Origin of the sequence: Virgibacillus doumboii (genome assembly GCF_902806455.1) — a bacterium.
Lineage (GTDB): Bacteria > Bacillota > Bacilli > Bacillales > Amphibacillaceae > Lentibacillus > Lentibacillus doumboii.
Genome location: NZ_CADCWQ010000001.1, coordinates 2,362,191 through 2,383,995 on the forward strand (window position 1 = coordinate 2,362,191; position 21,805 = coordinate 2,383,995).

19 protein-coding genes, 1 pseudogene and 1 riboswitch are annotated in these 21,805 nt (G+C 41.3%); of the genes and pseudogenes, 4 read left to right on the forward strand and 16 right to left on the reverse strand.

Features of this window, described 5'->3' with window-relative positions:
* Positions 1-38: 38 nt before the first annotated feature.
* A complete protein-coding gene (locus G6R02_RS11540) occupies positions 39-452 on the reverse strand; it encodes a very short patch repair endonuclease (protein ID WP_164669397.1) in 414 nt (137 codons plus the stop codon).
* A gap of 500 nt (positions 453-952) precedes the next feature.
* Here G6R02_RS11540 and G6R02_RS11545 point away from each other — a divergent pair.
* Positions 953-1,794, forward strand: a pseudogene (locus G6R02_RS11545) (DegV family protein).
* A gap of 330 nt (positions 1,795-2,124) precedes the next feature.
* On the opposite strand, the gene G6R02_RS11550 reads toward G6R02_RS11545, so the two are convergent.
* The 4 genes from G6R02_RS11550 to G6R02_RS11565 all read right to left on the reverse strand — a co-directional run bounded on the left by G6R02_RS11550 (position 2,125) and on the right by G6R02_RS11565 (position 6,498).
* Positions 2,125-3,516, reverse strand: coding sequence for a M20/M25/M40 family metallo-hydrolase (locus G6R02_RS11550; RefSeq protein ID WP_164669398.1), 1,392 nt, complete (start codon positions 3,514-3,516; stop codon positions 2,125-2,127).
* A gap of 62 nt (positions 3,517-3,578) precedes the next feature.
* Positions 3,579-4,628, reverse strand: a complete 1,050-nt coding sequence (locus G6R02_RS11555; protein ID WP_164669399.1) for a hypothetical protein — start codon at positions 4,626-4,628, stop codon at positions 3,579-3,581.
* A 362-nt stretch (positions 4,629-4,990) separates the two neighbouring features.
* Positions 4,991-5,563 carry a hypothetical protein gene (locus tag G6R02_RS11560; RefSeq protein ID WP_164669400.1) on the reverse strand — a complete coding sequence of 191 codons (573 nt, stop codon included), beginning with the start codon at positions 5,561-5,563 and terminating at the stop codon, positions 4,991-4,993.
* A gap of 8 nt (positions 5,564-5,571) precedes the next feature.
* Positions 5,572-6,498: a ParA family protein gene (locus G6R02_RS11565; protein WP_164669401.1), complete on the reverse strand. Its 927-nt coding sequence runs from the start codon at positions 6,496-6,498 to the stop codon at positions 5,572-5,574.
* 299 nt (positions 6,499-6,797) lie between these two features.
* On the opposite strand from G6R02_RS11565, the gene G6R02_RS11570 reads away from it, so the two are divergent.
* Entirely contained in the window at positions 6,798-7,649 is an 852-nt protein-coding gene (locus G6R02_RS11570) for a DegV family protein (RefSeq protein ID WP_164670393.1), read from the forward strand.
* Positions 7,650-7,854: 205 nt separating this feature from the next.
* Positions 7,855-8,319 (forward strand): hypothetical protein, encoded by a 465-nt coding sequence (locus G6R02_RS11575; protein WP_164669402.1) that lies wholly within the window; start codon positions 7,855-7,857, stop codon positions 8,317-8,319.
* Between the two features lie 70 nt (positions 8,320-8,389).
* On the opposite strand, the gene G6R02_RS11580 is transcribed toward G6R02_RS11575, so the two are convergent.
* The 5 genes from G6R02_RS11580 to G6R02_RS11600 form a co-directional block, all read right to left on the reverse strand.
* Complete coding sequence (locus G6R02_RS11580) at positions 8,390-8,716, reverse strand: hypothetical protein (RefSeq protein WP_164669403.1); 327 nt, start codon at positions 8,714-8,716, stop codon at positions 8,390-8,392.
* A gap of 94 nt (positions 8,717-8,810) precedes the next feature.
* Positions 8,811-8,913, reverse strand: a riboswitch (SAM riboswitch).
* A gap of 58 nt (positions 8,914-8,971) precedes the next feature.
* The gene (locus G6R02_RS11585) at positions 8,972-9,412 is read right to left on the reverse strand and encodes a hypothetical protein (protein WP_164669404.1); all 441 of its coding nucleotides are present in this window, start codon (positions 9,410-9,412) and stop codon (positions 8,972-8,974) included.
* Between the two features lie 383 nt (positions 9,413-9,795).
* Positions 9,796-9,954, reverse strand: coding sequence for an anti-repressor SinI family protein (locus G6R02_RS11590; RefSeq protein ID WP_164669405.1), 159 nt, complete (start codon positions 9,952-9,954; stop codon positions 9,796-9,798).
* A gap of 181 nt (positions 9,955-10,135) precedes the next feature.
* Positions 10,136-11,638: an alpha/beta hydrolase gene (locus G6R02_RS11595; protein ID WP_164669406.1), complete on the reverse strand. Its 1,503-nt coding sequence runs from the start codon at positions 11,636-11,638 to the stop codon at positions 10,136-10,138.
* A 458-nt stretch (positions 11,639-12,096) separates the two neighbouring features.
* Positions 12,097-12,753 carry a reverse transcriptase-like protein gene (locus G6R02_RS11600; protein WP_164669407.1) on the reverse strand — a complete coding sequence of 219 codons (657 nt, stop codon included), beginning with the start codon at positions 12,751-12,753 and terminating at the stop codon, positions 12,097-12,099.
* A 773-nt stretch (positions 12,754-13,526) separates the two neighbouring features.
* On the opposite strand from G6R02_RS11600, the gene G6R02_RS11605 reads away from it, so the two are divergent.
* Positions 13,527-13,748 carry a hypothetical protein gene (locus G6R02_RS11605; protein WP_164669408.1) on the forward strand — a complete coding sequence of 74 codons (222 nt, stop codon included), beginning with the start codon at positions 13,527-13,529 and terminating at the stop codon, positions 13,746-13,748.
* 38 nt (positions 13,749-13,786) lie between these two features.
* Here G6R02_RS11605 and sspO read toward each other — a convergent pair whose 3' ends face one another.
* From sspO to G6R02_RS11635, 6 genes are all read right to left on the reverse strand, one after another.
* On the reverse strand, positions 13,787-13,936 hold the full coding sequence (gene sspO, locus G6R02_RS11610; protein WP_164669409.1) for a small acid-soluble spore protein O: 150 nt from the start codon (positions 13,934-13,936) through the stop codon (positions 13,787-13,789).
* Between the two features lie 43 nt (positions 13,937-13,979).
* On the reverse strand, positions 13,980-14,510 hold the full coding sequence (locus G6R02_RS11615) for a DNA topology modulation protein (protein WP_164669410.1): 531 nt from the start codon (positions 14,508-14,510) through the stop codon (positions 13,980-13,982).
* 47 nt (positions 14,511-14,557) lie between these two features.
* A complete protein-coding gene (locus G6R02_RS11620) occupies positions 14,558-16,669 on the reverse strand; it encodes a CocE/NonD family hydrolase (protein ID WP_164669411.1) in 2,112 nt (703 codons plus the stop codon).
* A gap of 135 nt (positions 16,670-16,804) precedes the next feature.
* On the reverse strand, positions 16,805-16,942 hold the full coding sequence (sda, locus tag G6R02_RS11625; protein ID WP_164669412.1) for a sporulation histidine kinase inhibitor Sda: 138 nt from the start codon (positions 16,940-16,942) through the stop codon (positions 16,805-16,807).
* 461 nt (positions 16,943-17,403) lie between these two features.
* Positions 17,404-20,496 carry an SbcC/MukB-like Walker B domain-containing protein gene (locus G6R02_RS11630; RefSeq protein ID WP_164669413.1) on the reverse strand — a complete coding sequence of 1,031 codons (3,093 nt, stop codon included), beginning with the start codon at positions 20,494-20,496 and terminating at the stop codon, positions 17,404-17,406.
* Between the two features lie 21 nt (positions 20,497-20,517).
* Entirely contained in the window at positions 20,518-21,684 is a 1,167-nt protein-coding gene (locus G6R02_RS11635; protein WP_164669414.1) for an exonuclease SbcCD subunit D, read from the reverse strand.
* Between the last annotated feature and the right edge of the window lie 121 nt (positions 21,685-21,805).

Consider the following 21,805-nt stretch of genomic DNA (forward strand, 5'->3'; position numbering starts at 1 on the left):
ATTTACAATTACTACTTTTTACTAAGTATATACAAAATTCATCCTTTAGCATTTTCTATAAAGATAATTATTTTGTTAGTAGCCTGCGAAAAGTCTCTGTTAAATTCATGCTCCCACACTCTAAGAATATTCCAGCCACGGTTTAAATAATAATCCGTTACTTCCTTATCCCTTTCAACATTCCGATATAACTTTCTTTTCCAAAAATCAGAGTTATTTTTTGGTATTTTTCCATGGAATGGACAATGGTGCCAAAAACAAGAGTCTATAAATACCACAATCTTGTATTTCTTTATTGAAAAGTCCGGCTTCCCAAATAATGTTTTTTCATTTCTCCTATACCTGATGTTTTTTCTCCAAAGTTCTTTACTTACTTTTTCTTCCAATTTGGAAACCGATTTGACAGCCGACATATTTCTGCTACGTGCCTCTTTCGATATTTTGTCAGCCATAGTATCACTACCTTTGCTAAGGAATAAAAGGAATTTTATCTTTATTAAAGTATAACTCAAAGGTAAAAGTTTAACTCACAATTACAAACACAACTTATGAAAACCTACTTTTACTACTTAATACGATTCCAGATAATTTACTTCATGCTAATTTGCCGCTATTCCTATGAATTTTCTACTTTCTGGAAGTAGAGTATTTGTCATTACATAAAAGTTCATCCAGGACTTCAGTGTGACCCCATTTAAGAAATTTCGTATTAATACATTCAAGTTTATCAAAAAGGGTACACATATTTTAGAAGAGGACAAGTGTTTGGTGTTTTTGTAAATTATTTAGTATCATATTGACTTAACAATCCCTAAACGCATGCCCAACCCTTCTTACTCAATTTCCCCCAGATCCGTTCAATATTACAGTACCCACCTCCCCTTTTTCTTGTATAGTTAAAAAAACACAATACAACACAGACAGTGCATCATTGCCTTACAAGGGAAATACGATGAGAAGAATTATTTTAATCACAGAGAGTGAAGCCAATATACCGGGGGAATTGGCAGCTAAGCATGCTATTCAGGTTGTCCCGATGCACGTCGTTATGAATAGGCAGGATTATTTAGATGGCTCGTTACCAGTAAAGGATATCTTTGACTATTATGGGCGGACGAAACGAATACCCTCTACAACCTCAACGAATTCCAATGAATATCATGACTTTTTCACGTGGATAAGAGCGGATTTTCCCGATTCCATCATTATTCACATCAGAGGCATCTTCTTCCTTTCAAAATGCAATAATCGCATCCGAAGATTTTGATTATCTAATTTTAATTGATGCTTTAAACTTTACGTGTGGTTGGGCTGCCATTGTGTTGTATGCGGTTAACTTGTTAGAGAATGATCCTGCGATTGAACCAAATAGCTTAGCAGAAAAAATTGAAGCAATCATTCCTAAATCAAGGCTTGCTTTCGTCCCCGGCAGCTTGGAAATTTTTAAGGGCAGGTGATTGTGTAAGCAATGTGGCTTATCTTGGCGGAGCTTTGTTGAAAATAAAGCCGCGAATTGAATTAATTGAGGGTAAACTTGTTTCAACCAAAAAATACCGCGGGAATATGTATGCAGTTGCAGAAAAACTGCTGCAGGATTATTTGAATCAATACGATATCGACGGGGAACAACTTTATTTTCAAAACTCACTAGGAATCGATGAAGGAATCAAGCAGCGGATGGATGAAATTGCAAAAGACAATGGATTCAAAAATGTAAAATGAATGCAAGCCGGCGCTGTGATTTCAACTCATGCAGGGCCAGGAGGATTCGGGATTGCAGGGTTGGAAGTTTAGTGGGACTTGTGGTCAGATTGACTGCCTAAAAAAGGTTCCTTACACCCGGAACTAAATAGAATAGGGTGACCTTTCTCAAGGCCACCCACTCATCAAACCACACGTGCCCTAGTAAGGCATACGGCTTACCAATATGTTAAAATAACAATGCACAACGAATATTTGGGCACTTTCATTACCTGTCACCCATCTTTCATTGTGTACATTCAGTTAGTTTACTCCGAAGTATCTCTAATTGTTCACATTATACACCTTTTATAGGTATGGAACCACAAAGTCGTTCTCCTTCCGTTTTTATATGGTTTGGTCCATACATTACTCCTGTACTACCTATCCGGTTATTTGCTCTATATCCTTGTTCCTCTTAATTGTTCGGAGTACATGTCGCAGTTCTTTCGTATTATTGAATATTCCTTTTATCAGACTAACAGTTTCATAAGCAGCTTCAACATCTAAATATTCATTATCCGTATGCTCGTTCCTGTACCCGGCAGAAAGATTAACACATTGGATACCATGTTCTGCCCAAATTCGTGTATCACTGCTTCCGCCATTTGTGCAACTCCACCCAGACAATCCTTCCTTCTCTGCGATAGTTTCAAAAAATTCACCATACACTTCATCACAAAATGGGATGTAACCTCCACATGAGGTTACAATATCACCTTTCCCACGACGGTCCACTACAATTGCCGCGTCAGTCCCCCAAAGGAAATAATCATCTAAATGATTTGCTCCAACTAGCCCACTTTCTTCTTCCACCGTAAAAATGAATTTTACCTTTCCATTAAATGAAGAATTAGAAAGATGTTCTGCTATAAACAAAAGAACTGCAACACCGGCCCTGTCATCACCTCCAAGGATACCTTTACTGCTGGACCATATATTATTTTCTTTTTTAATCACACGGTCTGATTCAATTTCGCATACAGTGTCCAGATGAGCATTCAGTAAAATAGTCGGTCCATTTCCGGATTTATATGTCTTTTCAGCTAACAGATTGCCATGCCGGTCAATTGAAAGATAATCTACATATGGGCTGAGTTTCCCCTTAACATATTCACGTATTTTATCTTCTTTTCCACTTACACCTGGTATAGATAGAAGTTGCTCCAGTAGTACATAAAACATTTGCTTTTTAATATAATCAAATCCTTGTTCAATCCAGGATTCTTTAATAAAACTCATCTTTTCCGCCAAATCAAGTAATTTATTCCTTTGCAAATGCAAAGTAATATAACAACTGCTGGAATGTTCACGACAATTTACGCGTTTCAATCCAAGTGCCAGCAGCATTTGTACAAGCTGTTTACTATCCCTTTCCTTTGTTACCATTACATAAACATGCGCAGGTCTTCTTTCATGTCCATCACAAGAGCCTGAAGTATGAAACCCTAAACGGTTCAATTGCCGGACAATACCAGCTATATACGTATCCAATTCTATAACCTTTGCCTCTTCTTCTCCAGGTCTGAATCCAAGCCCTTCTCCTCTTCCTCTAAGTGGGAAATCAAGAATCTCAACCCACTTCTGCTCACTTACAGGTTCACTTTGAAGAGATAATATCTGATTCTCCAGATTATAGGAGACATCTGCCTGGTCCAGACTATTTAATAAAAAGTCAATGTTCTTCTTCGTTTCCAGCCGGCAGTCAAATACATTCCTTTCCTTTTGATTTAATTTCCACCCATAACGAATAAATAATTGGTTCCATGTTTTCATATACCATTCATCCCCTTTTCGATTTGTAATTTCATTGTATAAAAAGGGGGATGACAGCTCTGTCATTCATCTAATATGAATGAGCTATCAGTTCGATACATGATTAAATAAGGGATTTCCCCGGTAAAGAAATATGCAGACTCTCCAATTAATGGAACCCTGGTAATAATTGATTCAGGTATTCCCACCTTGGTCATTCTCTCTTTCAATCGGTGAATATTTTGAACAAACGTATTTGCAAGTACTTCACCAGTTTTTTCATTCGGTTCAATAATCTTATAGAAATCATTTCTTTTTGCAGGGTTTTGCTCAGAGGATTTCAATAACAAATATCGCAAAATTTCCGATTGCTTAATGGTTAACTCTTCTTCTTTTCCGTTATATATTAATGAATGGCTGCGATCTGCAAAGTAAAGGATGAGCGTATTTGGATGAGGATCCACCGCAATCTCTTCAGTTTTTTCTTTGGAACAACGACTTTCTTTCTCTGAAGTTTCAAGCGTAAAAGCATTCGCTGTTAAATAATCTTCATTATGATTAATAATTTCATATAATGGTGACATTTCAAGCTTTGGTGAATTTTCACGGGCTGCATCAAGTTCAAGAGTTTGCAGGGAGCTGTGTGCAGACTCGGCGATATAAAGCGCACTGTTACTGAGATACAGTTGTGCGTTATACATCTGCTGATTCGTTAAACAGTAATCAGTATTAGTGCATTTATCTTGGGTTGCCGCAGCATTTTGAAAATGATTAATCGCAGTTGAATACCTTTTCCGCTTATAACTTAGAAATCCTAAGCGATAGTGGGCTATCGGAATTACCCGATCATAATGAACAGCCTTCTTCAAGCAATTCTCAGCAGTATAATCATCTTTCCTGTATTGCGTCTTCAAAAATGATCCATAGCGTACTAAGTAAAAAACCAATTTCTTCTTAATCATCGGCATACTTTGGTAATACTCATCACTTCTGTCACGTCTTATCCTTTTATAAAGCTCTTCATAAACAGAAATAATGCGGGACAAAGAGTTATTCTCATCTTTGTTTAAAGATTGATGAAGCTCCTGTTCCAAATCAAACAACTCGTCAATTGATTTTGATTGTAAATTCATAGACTCACCCTCTTTCCATAAGTTTGTAGGAAGATATATAATAAATCACAAGTACCTAGTCACCCGGGATTATGCGACACCTAAAAAGAATTAATTAATTAACTAATAGATACATAGTTGATGGTTTAGTTTATTTGTTTAAGTTATAAATTCTACGTTATAGCTCTTTATCCCTGCATTTTTCCTCATTAAATCCTCTGTCTCTTCATGTTTTCCATCGCGTTTATTTAAAAGGAGTTACTCAGCTTTCTGTCAAGCTGCTATGATTTCCACCTATGCAAGTCTTGGAGGCTTCGGGATTACAGGATTAGAAGTTTAGAAAAAGCGGAATTCAGGGCTAAACCCTTGTCTCGCTTATAGCCTCATTCTTCCAGTCGAATAATCTTCCCTCTTATCCGTGCACCCACCACCGAGTCAACAATTCGCTCCAGTAATTCCTGCTTGGTATATTTTTGGTTTATATAGACCCCCAGAACTCTGGAGAATGCAATAATATCCCTTTTCAATCGGAGAAGATTATTATTCATAAGAAGTTTCCTGGCCTCATCCAGTGTGGAACATTTATGTAAGGCACTTTCTAGGTGTTTCCAGTCCGCAGATTCTACAGGCTCTTTTACAAAAGATCTGCCAATTTTTAAATACGAAGTTATCTTTTGATAGATGACTCTTTTGGTATCTCTTGATTTGATGTTGATCCCGAAATAATTGCAAAAGGAGGCGAGTTCTTTTTTCGTATACGTTTTGAGGACTTTTTCTACATTTGATTCCTGTTTAATCATTTGGATCATTTGATTGTACCCATCTGTGTGACCAGTTTTTGCTTCGAAGCAAATTATAGCCTGCCCATTCATTAATTCCTGAAATTGTTTTGCCGTTAGTCCTTCCAGAAAATCCATTGTGATTCGCAGCAACTTTTCCGTATCCTTTTTACTCATGGTTTCTCCTATCTCTGTGTGTATTTAACCATTAATTCACTTGCAATCTGCCTAATTTCATCGCGAATGATAACCTGTGACAGGCTTTTACCCTTTGATAATACAATTGGAATTCCTGCTTCGGGAGCTGTGGCAAATTGTGTTTTGCCTTCCCGTAGAACGTTTCGAAAACACGGATGACTCTTCCCTACTTGATTCATGTACTCTTTTTGCACAGCTATGGGACCTTCCCTGTAGAAGGATACCATTGTAAATACCACGCCTAACATGTGGGGCGAAATTTGCTTTGGTATATTTGAATCTGTCTCTTCTCTGTATTGATTAAATTTTGCTGCAAGTGCTGTTACATGGCGGATTAACGTGTCAATTCCCAATGTGGATAAATAATCTGCTTTTGCCGGAACTATGTATGCATCACTTGCTGCAAGTGCATTTTGCGTAACTATATTAAAATTCGGTGGACAGTCAATGATAACCATGTCGTAGTCATCTTTAATATCATCCAATTTAATCTGAAGATTCGATAATACCTTCAAATAGTTTCTGCGGATGGTTCGGTCGGTATTTCCTCCCAGCTTACTGGAAAGCTCCATATCGACATGTATTAATTCCAGATGTGAACAGATCATATCGATTCTGCCATCGGTCTTCAACAACCGCTCATTCACCCGATTCGGTGTGACAATTAAATCTTTAAGTAACGCCTGCCCATTATTATCCAAAAAGTCATCGTACCAGTGCTTGATTGTCCGTTTCTGCCGATCAAGACTTTGCCATTCGTCAATATCCATAAATGACAAGGTCAAATTTGTCTGCGGATCCATATCAATCAGTAATATTTTCTTATCTTTTCTTGCTAATTCAGCTGCAATATTAGAGGATAGCGTCGTCTTTCCCACACCACCTTTGTAATTCATTATAGAAATCACAGCCATAGGTTTCTCCCCTTCCGTTGTTTATCCTGTTGTTATGTATATGCGGGGAATTAAAATCTTTTCATTATATATCTTTTGTAATAAATGCCACCTTTTGATGCTGACATTCGATTATATATATTGAAGGGTGTTCACTATTATAATCGTTTGCGGCAATGAAAAAGTGGCATTGGAAAGTCGAATTTATAAAAATAATTTTTTCCGCTATCGTAGTACCTGGACCCTTTTTGCTGTATAGTAAAAGATAACCACAATACAGCACAGTCAAGACTGCATTGCCATAGGAGAGGGGAAATATGATGAGAAGAATTATTTTATCCACAGAGAGTGGAGCCGATATACCGCGGAAGTTGGCGGATAAGCATGCTGTTCAGGTTGTCCCGATGCACGTCGTTATGGATGGAGAGGATTATTTGGACGGGTCGTTACCTGTAACAGATATCTTTGACTATTATGAACGGACTAAACGAATCCCCTCTACAACATCAACCAATTCCAATGAATATCACGATTTTTTTACGAAGATTAGAACGGATTTTCCGGATTGCATCATTGTTCACATTGGTTATACATCAAAGGCATCTTCTTCTTTTCAAAATGCAGTAATTACATCCGAGAATTTTGATAATCTACTTTTAATTGACACTTTGAATGTTACGGGTGGATTGGCTGCTATTGTGTTGTATGCGGTTAACTTGTTAGAGAATGATCCTGCGATTGAACCTGATAGCTTAGTAGAAAAAATTGAAGCGATTATTCCTAAATCAAGGCTTGCTTTTGTTCCCGGCAGCCTGGAGTTTTTACGAGCGGGTGGTCGTGTAAGCAATGTGGCTTATCTAGGAGGGGCTCTGTTAAAAATAAAGCCGCGAATTGAATTGATTGAAGGTAAACTTGTTTCAACAAAGAAATATCGCGGGAATATGTATGCTGTTTCAGAAAAACTGCTGCAGGATTATTTGAATCAATACGATATCGACCGGGAACAACTTTATTTTCAATACTCACCAGGACTCGATGAAGGCATCAAACAGCGGATGGATGAAATTGCAAAAGACAATGGATTCAAAAATGTAAAATGGATGCAAGCTGGTGCTGTAATTTCTACTCATGCGGGACCCGGAGGATTCGGGGTCGCAGGGTTGGAAGTTTAACAGATCGGCGGGGCATGGATTCAGGTCCCTTGTCCCGCTTATAGCCTCAATCCTCCAATCCAATAACCACTACCGAATCAACAATCCCCCAGCAATTCCTGCTTGGTGTATTTACAATCCAGGTTAGAACCGGATTCCTCGTATTTTTCAAGAATCAGGTGGTACAATATGGAATGCATTTTAAATACTATTTTTTGGAGGTAACATGCTTACATTTGACGAAAAACTGGCTATTATTGAATCATTTCCTGAACTGCAGCGAAGGGACATATCCCTTGGCCGTGTGAATTTTCATTTTGAAGAGAGTGTCATGGATAAGAAAATCGTGGTATATCGCCTGCATCCAAACGGGAACGGATTTGTATATGCTGAACAGATAGATGATAACTATGAAACTGATTCAAAAGGGATGGTGAACATCCGTGACTTTACGGAGCAGGAGCTTCGTAGGGTGATTCAACAATCTATTGATTCTCTATCTGAATCAGGGCCTTTGGAGGAAACGTGGATAAACGCGGAAAACGAAACGCTCAAACTGGTTCATGATTTTGACTTATGGAATATTTATGCAGGAGAGATGCTTGACGCAACCTACCCAACTTATAATGGCGCAGCAGACTATCTTCAACAGGAAGGGTTCAGGCGTTTACAGGGCGGAGATGCTGAATAGGGTTAAAAGAGTGCCTATCACTCAGTACTTAAAAAATCTCCGTTATAGTTTTCCTATAACGGAGATTGTTTTACAAAACCCTCTCTATATAATTCCCATATCCCTGTAGTATTGGCAGTCCCCGCTCGTTAAGTGCTGACCAAATTTTTCGGTCCAGCGCATATGGGCCTTTATTCTTTAACGCCTCAACTTCTTCCTCGGAAATACTCATTTCATAGTATCTGACCCCTTTCTTAACAACAAATTCATAGTCAGCAAACTTCTTAATATTTACTTCATAGTTGTTGTCCCATTCCTTTAATTGATTTTCAATACAAGTTCCAACATGAATTAAATACGCTTCTCCACTATAATTTTTGGACATATATCCCCTTATCCATCCACTGCTGTTCATCATTAGACATCCCCTTCATTTTAATTTCCTTACTAAAAACAAATGGATAACAAAAATAGCCCTTCATTGCAAAAATGCAACAAAGAGCTACGGCCGTTTGTCATCATTCAAAGCAATGCTTTGCTGGTTGAAGCACCTTACCGCCAGGCAGGTTGCTGTGAAGTCGTCGAGCCAGTACTCTCGTTCACTCTTGATAACACTATTAAGTTATTTTCTATTTTACATGATTAATTGGAAATGTAAAGCTTAACTGATTTATTATTGGACGGGAAACACTACCACTCTCCCCTTCTTACCATTAAAAATCTCCTTCAACCTGGAAATAATCCATGTACCGTGTGACCCGATTAATCTCAGCACATAATTTATCCCTGTTACATCGCTGAATATCCACCGCTCCAGTTCCTTATCATCAAATTCAGGGTGTGACAGTTGGTAATATATGCGGAATTTAATAAATTCGCTCAAAAAATTTTCACTCATTGCATCATAGATATACCAGTCATCGGAATGTTTGATTTTGACAACACCAAGTCCGAGTATGTTTATCAGGTTATAATCAATTCTATGATTATCCACACCATACAGCCGTTCCACTGCACCATCCGGAAATGGAGTGTTTGTCACCACCTCAACGTCCAGCTCTGGAATCATTTCGGTTAGATCCAGATAGTACATTTCGTTCTTCATCGGTATCATTTTAGTTCCCCCTGACTCAGTTCTATTTATACATTTAACTTTAACAAAAGAGATATACATCTTTTCGCTCAGGACATACGTTTGGTATTTTGGGATATAAAAAAACACCTTTGCAGAGAAAGATGTTACTCATTATATGGAATTTTTTTAGCTAAATATGCTTGAATGGAGTCTGGCAACAGCCGAAAGAACAACCCTCTATATTTGATATCAAACAGCCCAGCAATGAGGAGAATTATAACAATTAATAATATTCGTTTCCCGTTCTTTATCATTTTAAAAGCTCCCAACCAAAGAATTGCAACTCTACGTTTTAATTTACCATAATCGCATTAAATGCAAAAATAAAACCGTACTCCTTCTTGAATACGATTTCCAAACGATCATCTATTCAGCATTTCTTTTTCTCTTCTCAACTGTTCCATTCGGATATCTCCCTGCAGAAATTTTCTTACCTCTTCAACGCTCAGTCCGAATTCCTTTGCTGTTTTAATCAGGAGTATCCATTCTTCATCAAGTTTGCCGATTCGTTTTTCTTTCATAAACTCCTCCTTTTGGTACGGTGTGTACCTCAGATCGTTTAATCTCCCGCCCACGTCTTTCTAAGAGTGTTTTTTTGACTGGTTTTTTTGTGGAAAAAATCAATTGAGAACCATTTTATAAAATACTCTAGCAAAACAAGCATTACCATCTCATTACTATTACTGCCTTTAAAATAATTTCTTAAAAGCTCTGTTCCAATTTTTCAAGCCGATTTTGCAGGTGTACGTCATAATGATAATAATGAAGTGCAAGTTTCATATAATAGCTGCATTCCCTGTGATTTTTACGTTTTTCATAGTATTCTGCCAGGTAAAGAGCCATCGTGCCCAGTTCTTTTTCCAGTTGGTTGCGAAGGTTTATAAACCAATCTTCATACAGCCCAGGCAGCGGATTATCAGATACTTTTCCAAGTAACAGCTTATATGTTGCAGCACGTGCATCATCGTTCACCTGTTGGTGGGCCAGCCCTATTTTTTCTGTATAGTTCCGTAAATCAGACTGGACATTGCCAAGTAAAAACACATGTTCCTTATCACTGGTAAGAACGGGTGATTTGCCGTTAAGCTCCAGCGTTTTTTTCAGGTGATGCAATGATACGCGCAGACTATTTTTGGCACTCTTCAGATCCACATCCGGCCAGAACGTATCACATAATTCGTCCCGTGTTGCTGACTGCTGGTAAGCTAGATAAACGAGCAGCTGCTTTGCTTTTCTTTTTCCCCACAAACCGTGAATCCGCTTGCCATTCAGGTAAACGGCAAACCCATTGAGAATATCAACGTTAAGTTTGAAAGTGGAATCCTTTGCCGTTAATTCATGCATTTCGGTATATAATTGGGTGGTAAGTTTTTTTCGATAGGTGTTTTGTGTATTTTCATGGGGTGCGGTGCTATTTTCGATGAATTGATGAATCCACTCCACCGTCAGTTTCGGCTGGTCCATCTGCATCATGAAGGAAGCATTAGGAATAATATAATGTCTGGCGTTTTGGTATAAATGCAGACTTGCTCCAAAAAGCTCCGGTGGATAAATATCATCTTCACCGCCTGACAGAAGCAGGGTTGGCACCTTTATGCTGCCAAGTTGCTGTGCGGCATTTCCTTCAAAATGATTACGAAATAACTCAAAGTATAATGTGGGGGAAACTTTGTCGTATGCCTGAAATAATATAGAAGCTTTTTCTTCAGTGAGCGGATAACAATTTTGTGTAATAATCATTTTGGCAAGTGAATAAAGCGACCCTTCTTCCTGGACCCATTTTCTTCGCTCGCCAATTATCTCATTGCCAAGCTGCTTCGGATAATACACCGGGGATGTCATCAATGTTAATGTTTTCATATTCCCATCATGATCCTCTGTTGCGTACTGTACGCCAATAAACCCTGAGAAACCCTGTGCAATAATATGATAATTATTGATAGCCAGTTCTTGTATAAGAAAACGTAAATCCTCTGTTAACATGGAAAGATTCCTCGTTTCCTCACCAGCATCACTTTTTCCATGGCCGCGAAGATCGTACATGAGTACATGATAATTCTGCAAAATATACGGCATGGCAAACTCCCAGCTGCGCATGTCTGGTCCCAATCCGTGAATGAGAATCAGTGTATCTGTTGCTGACGGGTTTTCTGACGCAATTTTCCGGTAATGGATGGATACATTATCACGCTTTATATACGTCATGAACATCACCTCCGACCATGACTTTATACCTAGTATATTGGAAATTTATGTATGATTCAATAATAAAGATGGAATTTTCCCACAACAATTATTGTAAATGATATCTTATACAAAATAATGTATATGCTTATCAACGCAAAAAAACGCTACTTTTTATAATAGCGTTAAGATCAGTTAGCGCGAAGCCTTACAACCGCCCTGAGCCACTGGGACAGGTTCCTTGTCTCATTATGCGATCAGGGCTGGCTCGATGTTGCGCTCTCGAAGTTGTGAACTTTGGCATTTTAATTGTGAACTTCGAGCAACCCAATTGTGAACTTTGGGGTTTTGCCTGTGAACTTTGGCGAATTCCCTGTGAACTTTGGCGAAAAGCAGCCATTCATTTTATTTTGCCAGCATCCGGCCAATCTCAGTTCGTTAAATCTCCGCAATATGGTGCCGGAAATCGATGCGGAATTCTATACCCGCTCCACAACACTCTCCACTTCAACACCCTTCAATGCCTGTGATGCCAAATGATCCGCTTCCCTATTCTGCTTCCGTGGGATAAGTTCATATTCCGGGTCAATACCTATTCGCTCGAGATGTTCTTCAATTCGGTCAGCCAATCTGGATAATTCCGCTTCATAACATGGCCATTCACCTTTAAGCTGATTGACGACAACCTGCGAATCACCCGTAAACGTAACCGGCATATGATGAACACCCAGCTGCTCCACTTCCTGCAGTGCCAGGTGAAGTGCTGCATATTCCGTTTCATTGTTCGACTGCAGTTCATCAATCATTGCATTTTTGCGGATCCGATAAGATTTGTCATTCTGCTCGTAATAGATTGCACAGCCCAGCCCGGACTTTTTCGTTTGTAAATCAAATCCGCCATCAAAGTAAACCGTCACATTATGCGGCTCTGTCCGGATCTCTTCCAGCTGTTTTTTCAACTCTTTCAAATTCCATCGGTACTCATACCTGTCGATGAACAGGATATTTTTCATGCGGCCGGTTTTCTCCAGATCCTCAGCCAATAGCAGCGCTTTTTTGGCCGGCATCTCTTCTGAATAAAATACCGTTTCCGTTCCTTTTTGGGTTTTGTATGTAAATTCGATTCTGACGTTCATGCGGATTCATCCTTTTATTGGGAGTGGCATTCTTATGTATAGTTTGTCATGGACTGGGGGTATTATGTGCTGTGTTATAGTGCCGGGAACTTTTTAGCCGAAAAGAAAAGAATCCTATTCCGGTCAGAACGGAGAAGGATTCAAAAGACACCTAACGAGGTCAGAAGGGGATTAACTCCCCTTTCCGCTTCCACTATTTTTAATAAGGGTATGATATCTCCCTGACCCTCTACAGGAAGAGATAAAAATAATGAAAATGTTGTCTAATGCTTCTGTAAGCATATTATACATCATTATTTTTCTAAATTGTCAAATTAAAAGATCATGTGTTCGTTGACAAATTCAACTATTTAGTGTAACTTATTAATTAAGGGTATGATATTACCCTACCTCCTTTGAAAGGGGGTGAATAATAGTGGAATGGTTATTGCTCCTAACGGCTATTATAAGTCTCACCACAGCCATGATTGGTTTTGTTACATCTTTAGTAACAGCGTGCCGGGAACTTTTTAGCCGTAAAGAAAAGAATCCTACTCCGTCGCAACCGGAGAAGGATTCAACAAACAACTGAGGTCGAAAGGAGATTAACTCCCCTTTCCTCACCACTATTATACGCTTATCATACCCTTACCATTCCAAATTTGTCAAGGAGTTGATCTGATGCAAACCGCGGCTTTCATTATTTCAATCGCTTCATTGCTAATAAGCTTGACAACATTCGTGATTATTTACAAAACAAGATTAAACAAAAGCTAAACTTAAAAGGTGATTTAATGACTCTAAAAAAACCGGAGCAATATTATGGACTGAAAGAGATTGCTGATTTTGCCAGAGAAAAAGGAATCGATTACAGCACAAGACAGTTATCTGTATACAAAAGCAGAGATAAACTTCCTGAACCAACAGTAATGATTGGCGATAAAGCCGGCTGGACCAGAGAACAAATCGATGAATGGATTGAACAGGTTAAGGAGAAAAAACGCAGAACAAAATGATTTACCGGGGAGTGTCAGGAAACCACTCCCCTTCTTCCCTATTGACGCTTCTTCGTCTTCTTATTATTCGCCTTCTCCGCTGCACTTAACGGTTCATTGGCAAATTCATGGTCATACTGTCTGGTGAGATTTTTTCTAACCGCTTGTTCGTCACTGACGCGATTCTGTCTTTTTTTGTCTTTAGCCATTTCAGACACCTCCACACCGTAGTTTGACCTGACGTGAGGGTTACTATGTATGTACACGATATGCGGGATGTTGATTTTTTTGCAGGAACTGATTTATCTTATGCGGTGACTTTAAGATGATAACGTCTTTTTCAGCAGGAAAGTTCTCCAATTTCTGCATGATCTCAGGCTTTTTTGCTTTCGGATACTGCCAGACCCATTTCAGGAACTCCAGGGAAATTCTTTCTTCACAGCCCGTTCCCATATCCGGACGGGATTTGTTCCTGTATTGAACAAAGCGTTTAATAATGCGATATACGCAAACCAAGCGCGGCAGGTCGAGCAAAATAATCGTATCGGCAGCATTCAGGCGTATATCCATCGTCCCGCCATAATTCCCATCAATAATCCATTTATCCCTTTTAACCAAATCATGTTGCATTTGTTTTTGTTCTTGTTTCGGTACGCCAATCCAACCGGGCTTCCAAAATAGTGCGTCGAGATGATGGACCTTGATTTGCAATCTTTCACCCAGCTGCCTTGCAAAAGTTGATTTTCCAGAACCGCCGGAACCGATAATCGCTATTTTTTTCATTACTGACCTCCGATTAATCTGCTTGATTATGCTTCTTAGCCTTTCAACTATTTAATAATAGGCAACTCCATATATGACACGTGCTCTAATGAATGGAATACGCGCTGCTCCGCTATTACCGTTTCCGTATCGGTTGCCGGATCATTTCCCGTATTTGAATTCGGGAATATAAAGTTATCGGCACTGGACGTTATTGTCAAACGGATGCGATGCCCTCTTTTGAAAGTGTTAGCAATTTTTGATGTGCGGATTTCGTATTTCTCGATTTTGCCGGGTTCCAGTAATATCTCTTTATCATACCCGTGACGAAAACGTGCTCGTAATACTCCATCGGCGAGCTTGATTGATCGGCCGTCCGGAGCAACATCAGTTACTCTGACAATCCAGTCGGTATCCTTTGCTGAACTTGACGCGGAGAATTTCACCTGGATATCACCGGCGATGGTGATGGGCTCGTTCAATGGTTCGGATGTATAAACAAGGACATCATTTCGTTTTTCAACATTCTGATAATCAGCCGGGACGCCGATTTCATTTTCGGACATGTCGATTAAATGCGGTGCCGGATGTTCGGGATCAAAAGTATATATGTCATTTTCGGCTGAATGAGACAACGAACCTTTCACCCTGTCTCGCTGCAGCACACCATTGCCTTCTGAAGATACGGCATTTCCGCAACTATTCAGATAAAGTTTTGTCCATTCCACATTTTCCGGCGGCCATGTTTCAGCATGTTTCCATTCGTTTGTTCCGGCATCATAATATTCTGCAACTGGACTAGCATCCATTCCGTTGTCAATTCCCTTCAATTTCCGGTCAAACCATAGCTGGAATTGATAATCCAAATCATAGCGGAGTGCGTTGTTGCCAAAGTGAACGCCATGCATGTCACGGGTTGTATTGGCATTGTGCATCCACGGCCCGAGAATAATTTTCTTGTCCTCTGCGGCGAATTTTTTCGCTGCATCCAGCGCTTCCGTCGTGCCCATGCCATTGTCGTCATACCAACCGGACATAATCATCGCAGGCGTCCTGATGTTATTTTTTTGCCGGGACCAGCTAGCCTTCTCCCAGAATTCATCATTTACCGGATGGTTCATCCATGCATTCCAAAACGGCACATCCATGCCGAGTGCTTTTTTCGGGATATCTTTGATTGGTCTGGTTTTCAAAACCTCATCCCAATCGTCCCGCTGCATGTTTTCCGGTTTGAATTCCTTCTCCACCATCGCAAATGTCCATGCCAGCATACCGGAAACAAACGCGCCCCCTTTTCGTGGTATATCAATGAACGGACTGCCCGCTGTAACGATGCTGATAAGTGCTTTCAGGTGCGGGTTTCCGCTTGCGGCAGCTGCCCATTGGACAAAGCCTCCATACGATGCACCGATCATACCGATATTTCCGTCGCACCAGGTTTGCCCGGCAATCCAGTTCAGACTGTCGTCGCCATCCTCTACTTCGGTACTATTTGGCATCCAGTCACCTTCTGAATCCTGTCTGCCGCGTGTATCCTGGATGACAACACCATAGCCGCGCTGGATAAAATGGACATATGCTTTTTCAAGTGCCATTCTGCCGTATGGTGTCCGGACAAAAATGACTGGTACAGGGTCTTCGTGCTCGGTCGGCAGCCAGACGTCGGTCGCCAGCTTTATTCCATCACGCATTGGGATCATGAAGTGTCCGTGGTGTTTTACACTGTGCTTGGCAGGAGATACGTTTCCCTGCTGCCACATATGGACAGCCGTATATTTTTCCAAACCGTCTTTTACAAGAACGCTGCAGTTTTCCCGGGATGTGCTGATGAATGCGGCAGGTTCACCGTCTATGATGACGACATCAAGCGGAAATTTCTTTTCGCGTTCGACCCACAGATGTGCTTCGGTTTCGTGCTTGTGGTAGATTGCGTCCCATGATGTTTTGATTTTTTTACTATTGGTTTGGAAGACTTCCTGATATTCATCGAACCGCTCGTTTATCGTGATTGGATTGATATGGTAATAGTTTTCCAGTTCTTGAGCTTTCTCTTCGGTTAATAATATGGATTTTTCCCATTCATTGTTAGTCAGGTTCCGCTCTCGGTAATACACGCCGTTCGGGCCAAAGTCAACTGTTGCATCAAGAATACCTGATCGATATAAGTTAAATAATGGCATCTCTGTCTCCCCCTTTAAATAATCGTTCTATAAATCAATTATAAACGCAATGGATCAAATGTTGTATGAAAAGTTTGAAATGTAAGGGATTTCAATTTTAGTGAAAATAATTGTGGGGGTCCGATTTTGGAAAATTTATTTTTTGTCTTTGTCTATGATGATGGAGCGTCTGTATATTTCATTCTCAATCAATCGAATGAAACTATTATTGAGTTTTAGTTCTTTTGCCTGATAGTAAGCTTCTAGAAGTTGTTTGTCAGTTAATTTTTCCATAATAATTGCTACGTGCTTATCTCCTTTACATTAGACTCCAAAATAACCTTCGTAAGTCTCCATTACTTTATTACCGTTTTATTTCATAAATTTGGTAAAAGCATGTAAAAAATCCCTATAATTAGTAGGAATTCTGACTTAAAGAGGGGAACTTCCCCTTTCCCTACCCTTAATCTATATTTGGGAAACCGTAAATTTTGTGAAAGCTGGATGTGCGGGCGCATTAATATGTTCGGCACGGCAAAATTGCTATGGAAATGAGGTCTATAATTATGCCACCTTTTCGGACTGAGAACCGATAATATTAAAAGGAGGTTTCATTATTACGTTCGTTTGTGGGTGTGAAAAAGTGGCAGGAACGTTACAAAAAATTTTGGGTAAGAACGTAGCACAGTGGAAACAAAAAACCGCCTGCTGCGTTCCACTCTTTTGTGGTCGCAACAGGCGGTTCTATAACCACTCTACTTCACAACAAATTCAGTCCGGCTGTGGCCTTCTTTCGTTTTCTTTACATCAAGTCTTGCCGGGAACATCGTCTTCAATTCCTGTACGTGGGAAATAACGCCGATCATCCGGCCTGATTGCTGCAGGTCGATTAATGTGTCGATTGATTTGTTCAGCGATTCTTCGTCAAGTGAGCCAAAGCCTTCATCGATGAACATTGTATTAATCGATATGTTGCCCTGGAAACTTTGAATGACGTCGGACATTCCGAGCGCCAGGCAGAGGGAGGCGTTAAACTTTTCGCCGCCTGACAGTGTTTTGACGTCGCGCGTCTGGCCGGTGTACGCATCATAGACATCAAGTGCCAGACCGCTTTGCCGTCCGTGGGATTCCTGACGGTCACTTCGCATTAAGTGGAATTGACCATTGGAAAGCCGCTTCAGCCGGCTGTTCGCTGCGTCAATAATCCGCTCCAGATACTCAATCTGCAAATAGCGTTCAAACGAAATTTTTCGGTCGTTTTGCCCGCGGAGAACATTATACAGGTCCGTAATTGTTGACAGCTCTTTTTCACGCTGGGCGACCTGCTCGTGCGCTTCCAGAATGTTTTGCTTTATCGTCGCCGCCTGGTCCTGATACTTTTCCGATTCCTTAAACGTTTGATAGGCCTGTTCGTAGGCTGCTTTCAACGTTTGCAGTTCTTCTTCGAGTGCGGTCAGATCCGTGCGCTCTTTATCCTTGAGTGTCTCAGACAAATCATGCACCTGTTGTTTTTTAACGGTCAGGTTTTCGTTAAACTGGCGGATTTTTTCTTTCCAGTCCTGCCGCTCCTGAGCTGGCATTTTGGCCTGGTGGTATGCCTCTTCTGTTTCAAAATTTGCTTCAGACAAGGATCCGCGGAACTGTTCTTCGGATTTTTCCCGTTTGTCTTTCGTCTCGACCAGCTGCTTCTTCGCGTGCTCCAGGTCAGCTGCAGCTTTCGTTTCTGCTTCTTTCGCCTGTTGAAGCTGTTGCTGCGCTTCTTCCCATGCTTTCTCGAGCTTCGTTTTAAGCTGCTCGGTTTCACTGATTTCTTTTTCCAATGCCGCAAGCGTCCGTACTTCTTCCGGAATGTTCCGCAGTTGTTCGGTGTATACGGCGTGGGATGCTTTGTAATCAGACTGAAGCTCCTGATAGGTTTTGTCCAGCTGTTCTTTCTTTGTTTCCAGTTGCTTTTGTGCTTCTTTTTCCTTTTCCTGATTTTCTTTCAGCTGCTTTAATTGCTCACGCTGTTTTTGAAGGGATTCGATATCATTCTTTAATTGCGTTCCTTCCTGAATGAGCTGGTCCTTTACTTCAGCAGCTTTACCGGGTTCGATCTGGTAGTTGGCAAGCTCCTGTTCCTTTTCCGTAACCTGAGCCACATTCGATTTAAGAGTAGCAGCGGCCTCCTGATAAAGCCGGTTCTTTTCATTCAATTCCTGTTTCAAGGAATCAAGCTCTTCACGCGACACCATTTCGCCCTGTGCAGTTGCCTTTTGCGGGTGGTGTGTGCTCCCGCAGACAGGACATGCATCCCCATCATGAATATGTCCGGCGAGAATCACCGCCTGATTATTCAGCCAGGCATTTTCTTTTTCGGTGTAGGCTTTCTGAGCTGTCAAAAAAACCTTTTCTTTTTGTTCCGTATCCTGCTTATACGTTGATTGTTTCGCATAATCGTTCAAATAATCCTGGACAACTTTATACTGTTCAAGCATATTTGTACGTTTCGTTTGTTTATCGGGCAGCGTGCTTACCGCTTCGTCCAGCTCCGCGATTGTTTTTTCGTTTGCCTCAGTTGTTTCGGTTTTTTTCTGCAGGTCTGTTTTTACCGCTTCCAGATCTGCGGCTGCCTTTTTGCCTTGCTGCGCTAATTGCTCGAGGTTATTTTTCCGCTCGTCCAGTTCTTTGACAGGCTGCAGAAATCCTTTTAACCGCTCAAGCTGTTTACCGGCGTTTTCCCGTTCGTCTTTCCGGTTCTCCTCCTGCTGATAAGCAGTCTCGGCTTTCGCACGCTTTTCTTCGGCTATTTTAGCCGCCGAGTCCGCCTGTTGTAAAATAACCGTCTTTTCCTGTTCATCCTTTTTCCAGTCAGTTACCTGCTTCTCATACACTTCCAGTTGGCTTGCCCGCTCGGCGTTTTCCAGCTGCTTTTCTTTTTCCTTGTAGGCCGGAACCTGCTCCTCGAGCCCCGTCAGTTCGGACTGTTTTTTGTCCAGATCAGCAAACTGGTCATTGAGTGCTTTTGCCTGATGCAGTTCCGTCTGTTTCTTGTCATGTTTCTGATAGGCAGTCTGATACGCCTGCTCATCGGCAGCTACCTTCTGCGTGTAATGCTCGACTTCCTCATCAAGCCCGGCAACAATCTGGTTGATATTATAATAGTCTTCAGCTAGCACCTGGAAAAGCTCCGCATCCTCGCGTGCCGGCAGTGCTGTATGAATGCTCTGAACAAAGTGGTCGCGCGACTGCTGTGCCTGCCTGAAATCCTGGTCCACCCGATTTTTCCGGTCACGCAGCAACTGACTTATCTGATTGTAGCTTTCCGTTTTGAAAAGCCTGCGCAAAATTGCTTCTTTATTTTCCGTTTGCGAGGTTAATAGTTTCCGGAACTCACCCTGTGGCAGCATAACAATCTGCTTAAACTGATCCTGCGTCAGCCCGATGATCGCCTCAACTTTTTTATCAATTTCGGAAACCATCTGCCGGTCGACACATGGGATTTCTTTTCCATCAACTATTTCATAAAACTCATACCGTTCCCCGGTCTTGGACTTATTCCCTTTTTTCACATGTCCAAGCTGGCGCAGGATCCGGTAATGCCTGCCATGCAATTCAAATTCCAGCTCAATCGATGTATGTGTATCATCATTCGCAAAATCACTGCGCAGCATCCGGTTATCTTCCCGGTCTGTTCCGCTTGCACTGCCGTATAAAGCAAAACAAATCCCATCAAAAATCGTCGTTTTTCCGGCACCTGTATTCCCTGAAATGACAAACAGATTGTTCGCTTCAAGTTCCGTAAAATCAACCGTTTCTGTCCGTTTATATGGCCCGAATGCCGTCATCGTTAATTTCAATGGTCTCAACGTTATTCCCCCTCTCCGAATCTAGTTTTTCACGGTTTCCCGTTCTTCTTTTAACAATTCATCGAGCACCTCTTTGAAAATATCTTCCATATCCGTTGACGCCTCGTGCCCTTTTACTTCTTTATAAAACGCCTTAAACAGCTCCAGATCACTCATCTCCGTACGGCTCGTCCGAATATCGCTTTCAGGCTGATCCGGCGCAGCCAAATAGTTCCCGCGCTCAACATGCATCGCATTCGGATACACCGACCGTATCCGCTCCATCGGCGAAAGCACCGGCGCCTCATCCAGCAGCCGTACAAACACATAATCATCACTAACCGGATGAGTCAGCAGATTCTCCAGTGTATCCTCCACCCGCCGGATATCCCTAAGCGGCGTGAGCGAACGCTTCTCAACCGTCACATTCCCATCCGCATCCATCTCCACAACATGATACCCCTTGTTATGATTTGCTTCCGACACCGAATACTTCAAAATCGACCCCGAATAACGCACCCTCTCATCATGCACATGATGTGCCTGGTGCAAATGTCCAAGCGCCGTATAGTTGAATTGGGAAAATAGACGGGCATCCACATACTCCGCTCCCCCGATAGAAAGCGGCCGCTCCGATTCACTCGTGTTCTCCTCTTCTTCGCCAAACGGCGTGACAAAAGCATGCCCAATATACACATGCCTGGCGTCGGGATCCATGTTCGTGCTGATATTTTCAATGATTTTTTGCGCAGCGTCATTATGGCTGCGAATTGTCTCATCCTCAAATGTCGTGCGCACCACACTCGGATCACAATACGGAACAAGATGAAAATGCACCTCGCCATGTTCATCATTCAGTATAACCGGCTCCGTGTTGTCCGTGAAATTACCAACAATATGAAACCCATTCTGCTCCATAATCCTGCTTCCGAAATTGAGCCGGCTTGGGCTATCGTGGTTCCCCGCCACCGCCAGCACCGGCGTCTTAAGTTTCAGCACAATCGTCTCCAGCACCTTATCCAATAAGTGCACAGCCTCAGTCGGCGGCACCGCGCGGTCATACAAGTCGCCGGCAATAATCACCGCATCCGGCTGCTCCTCTTCAATGGCTTTGGTGAACTGCTTGAGCACATACTCCTGATCTTCTGTCATATACACGCCCTGGACCAGCTTTCCCAAATGCCAATCTGCCGTATGAAAAAATTTCATTACACCTCACTCCTTTTGCGATCAATTCTATCATTCTATTATAGTATAAAAATGGTGTGCTTTGGTTTAATATTGCGAATCGAAATTTTTCCAGCCACCGAATTGCTGACTGAAATTTTGA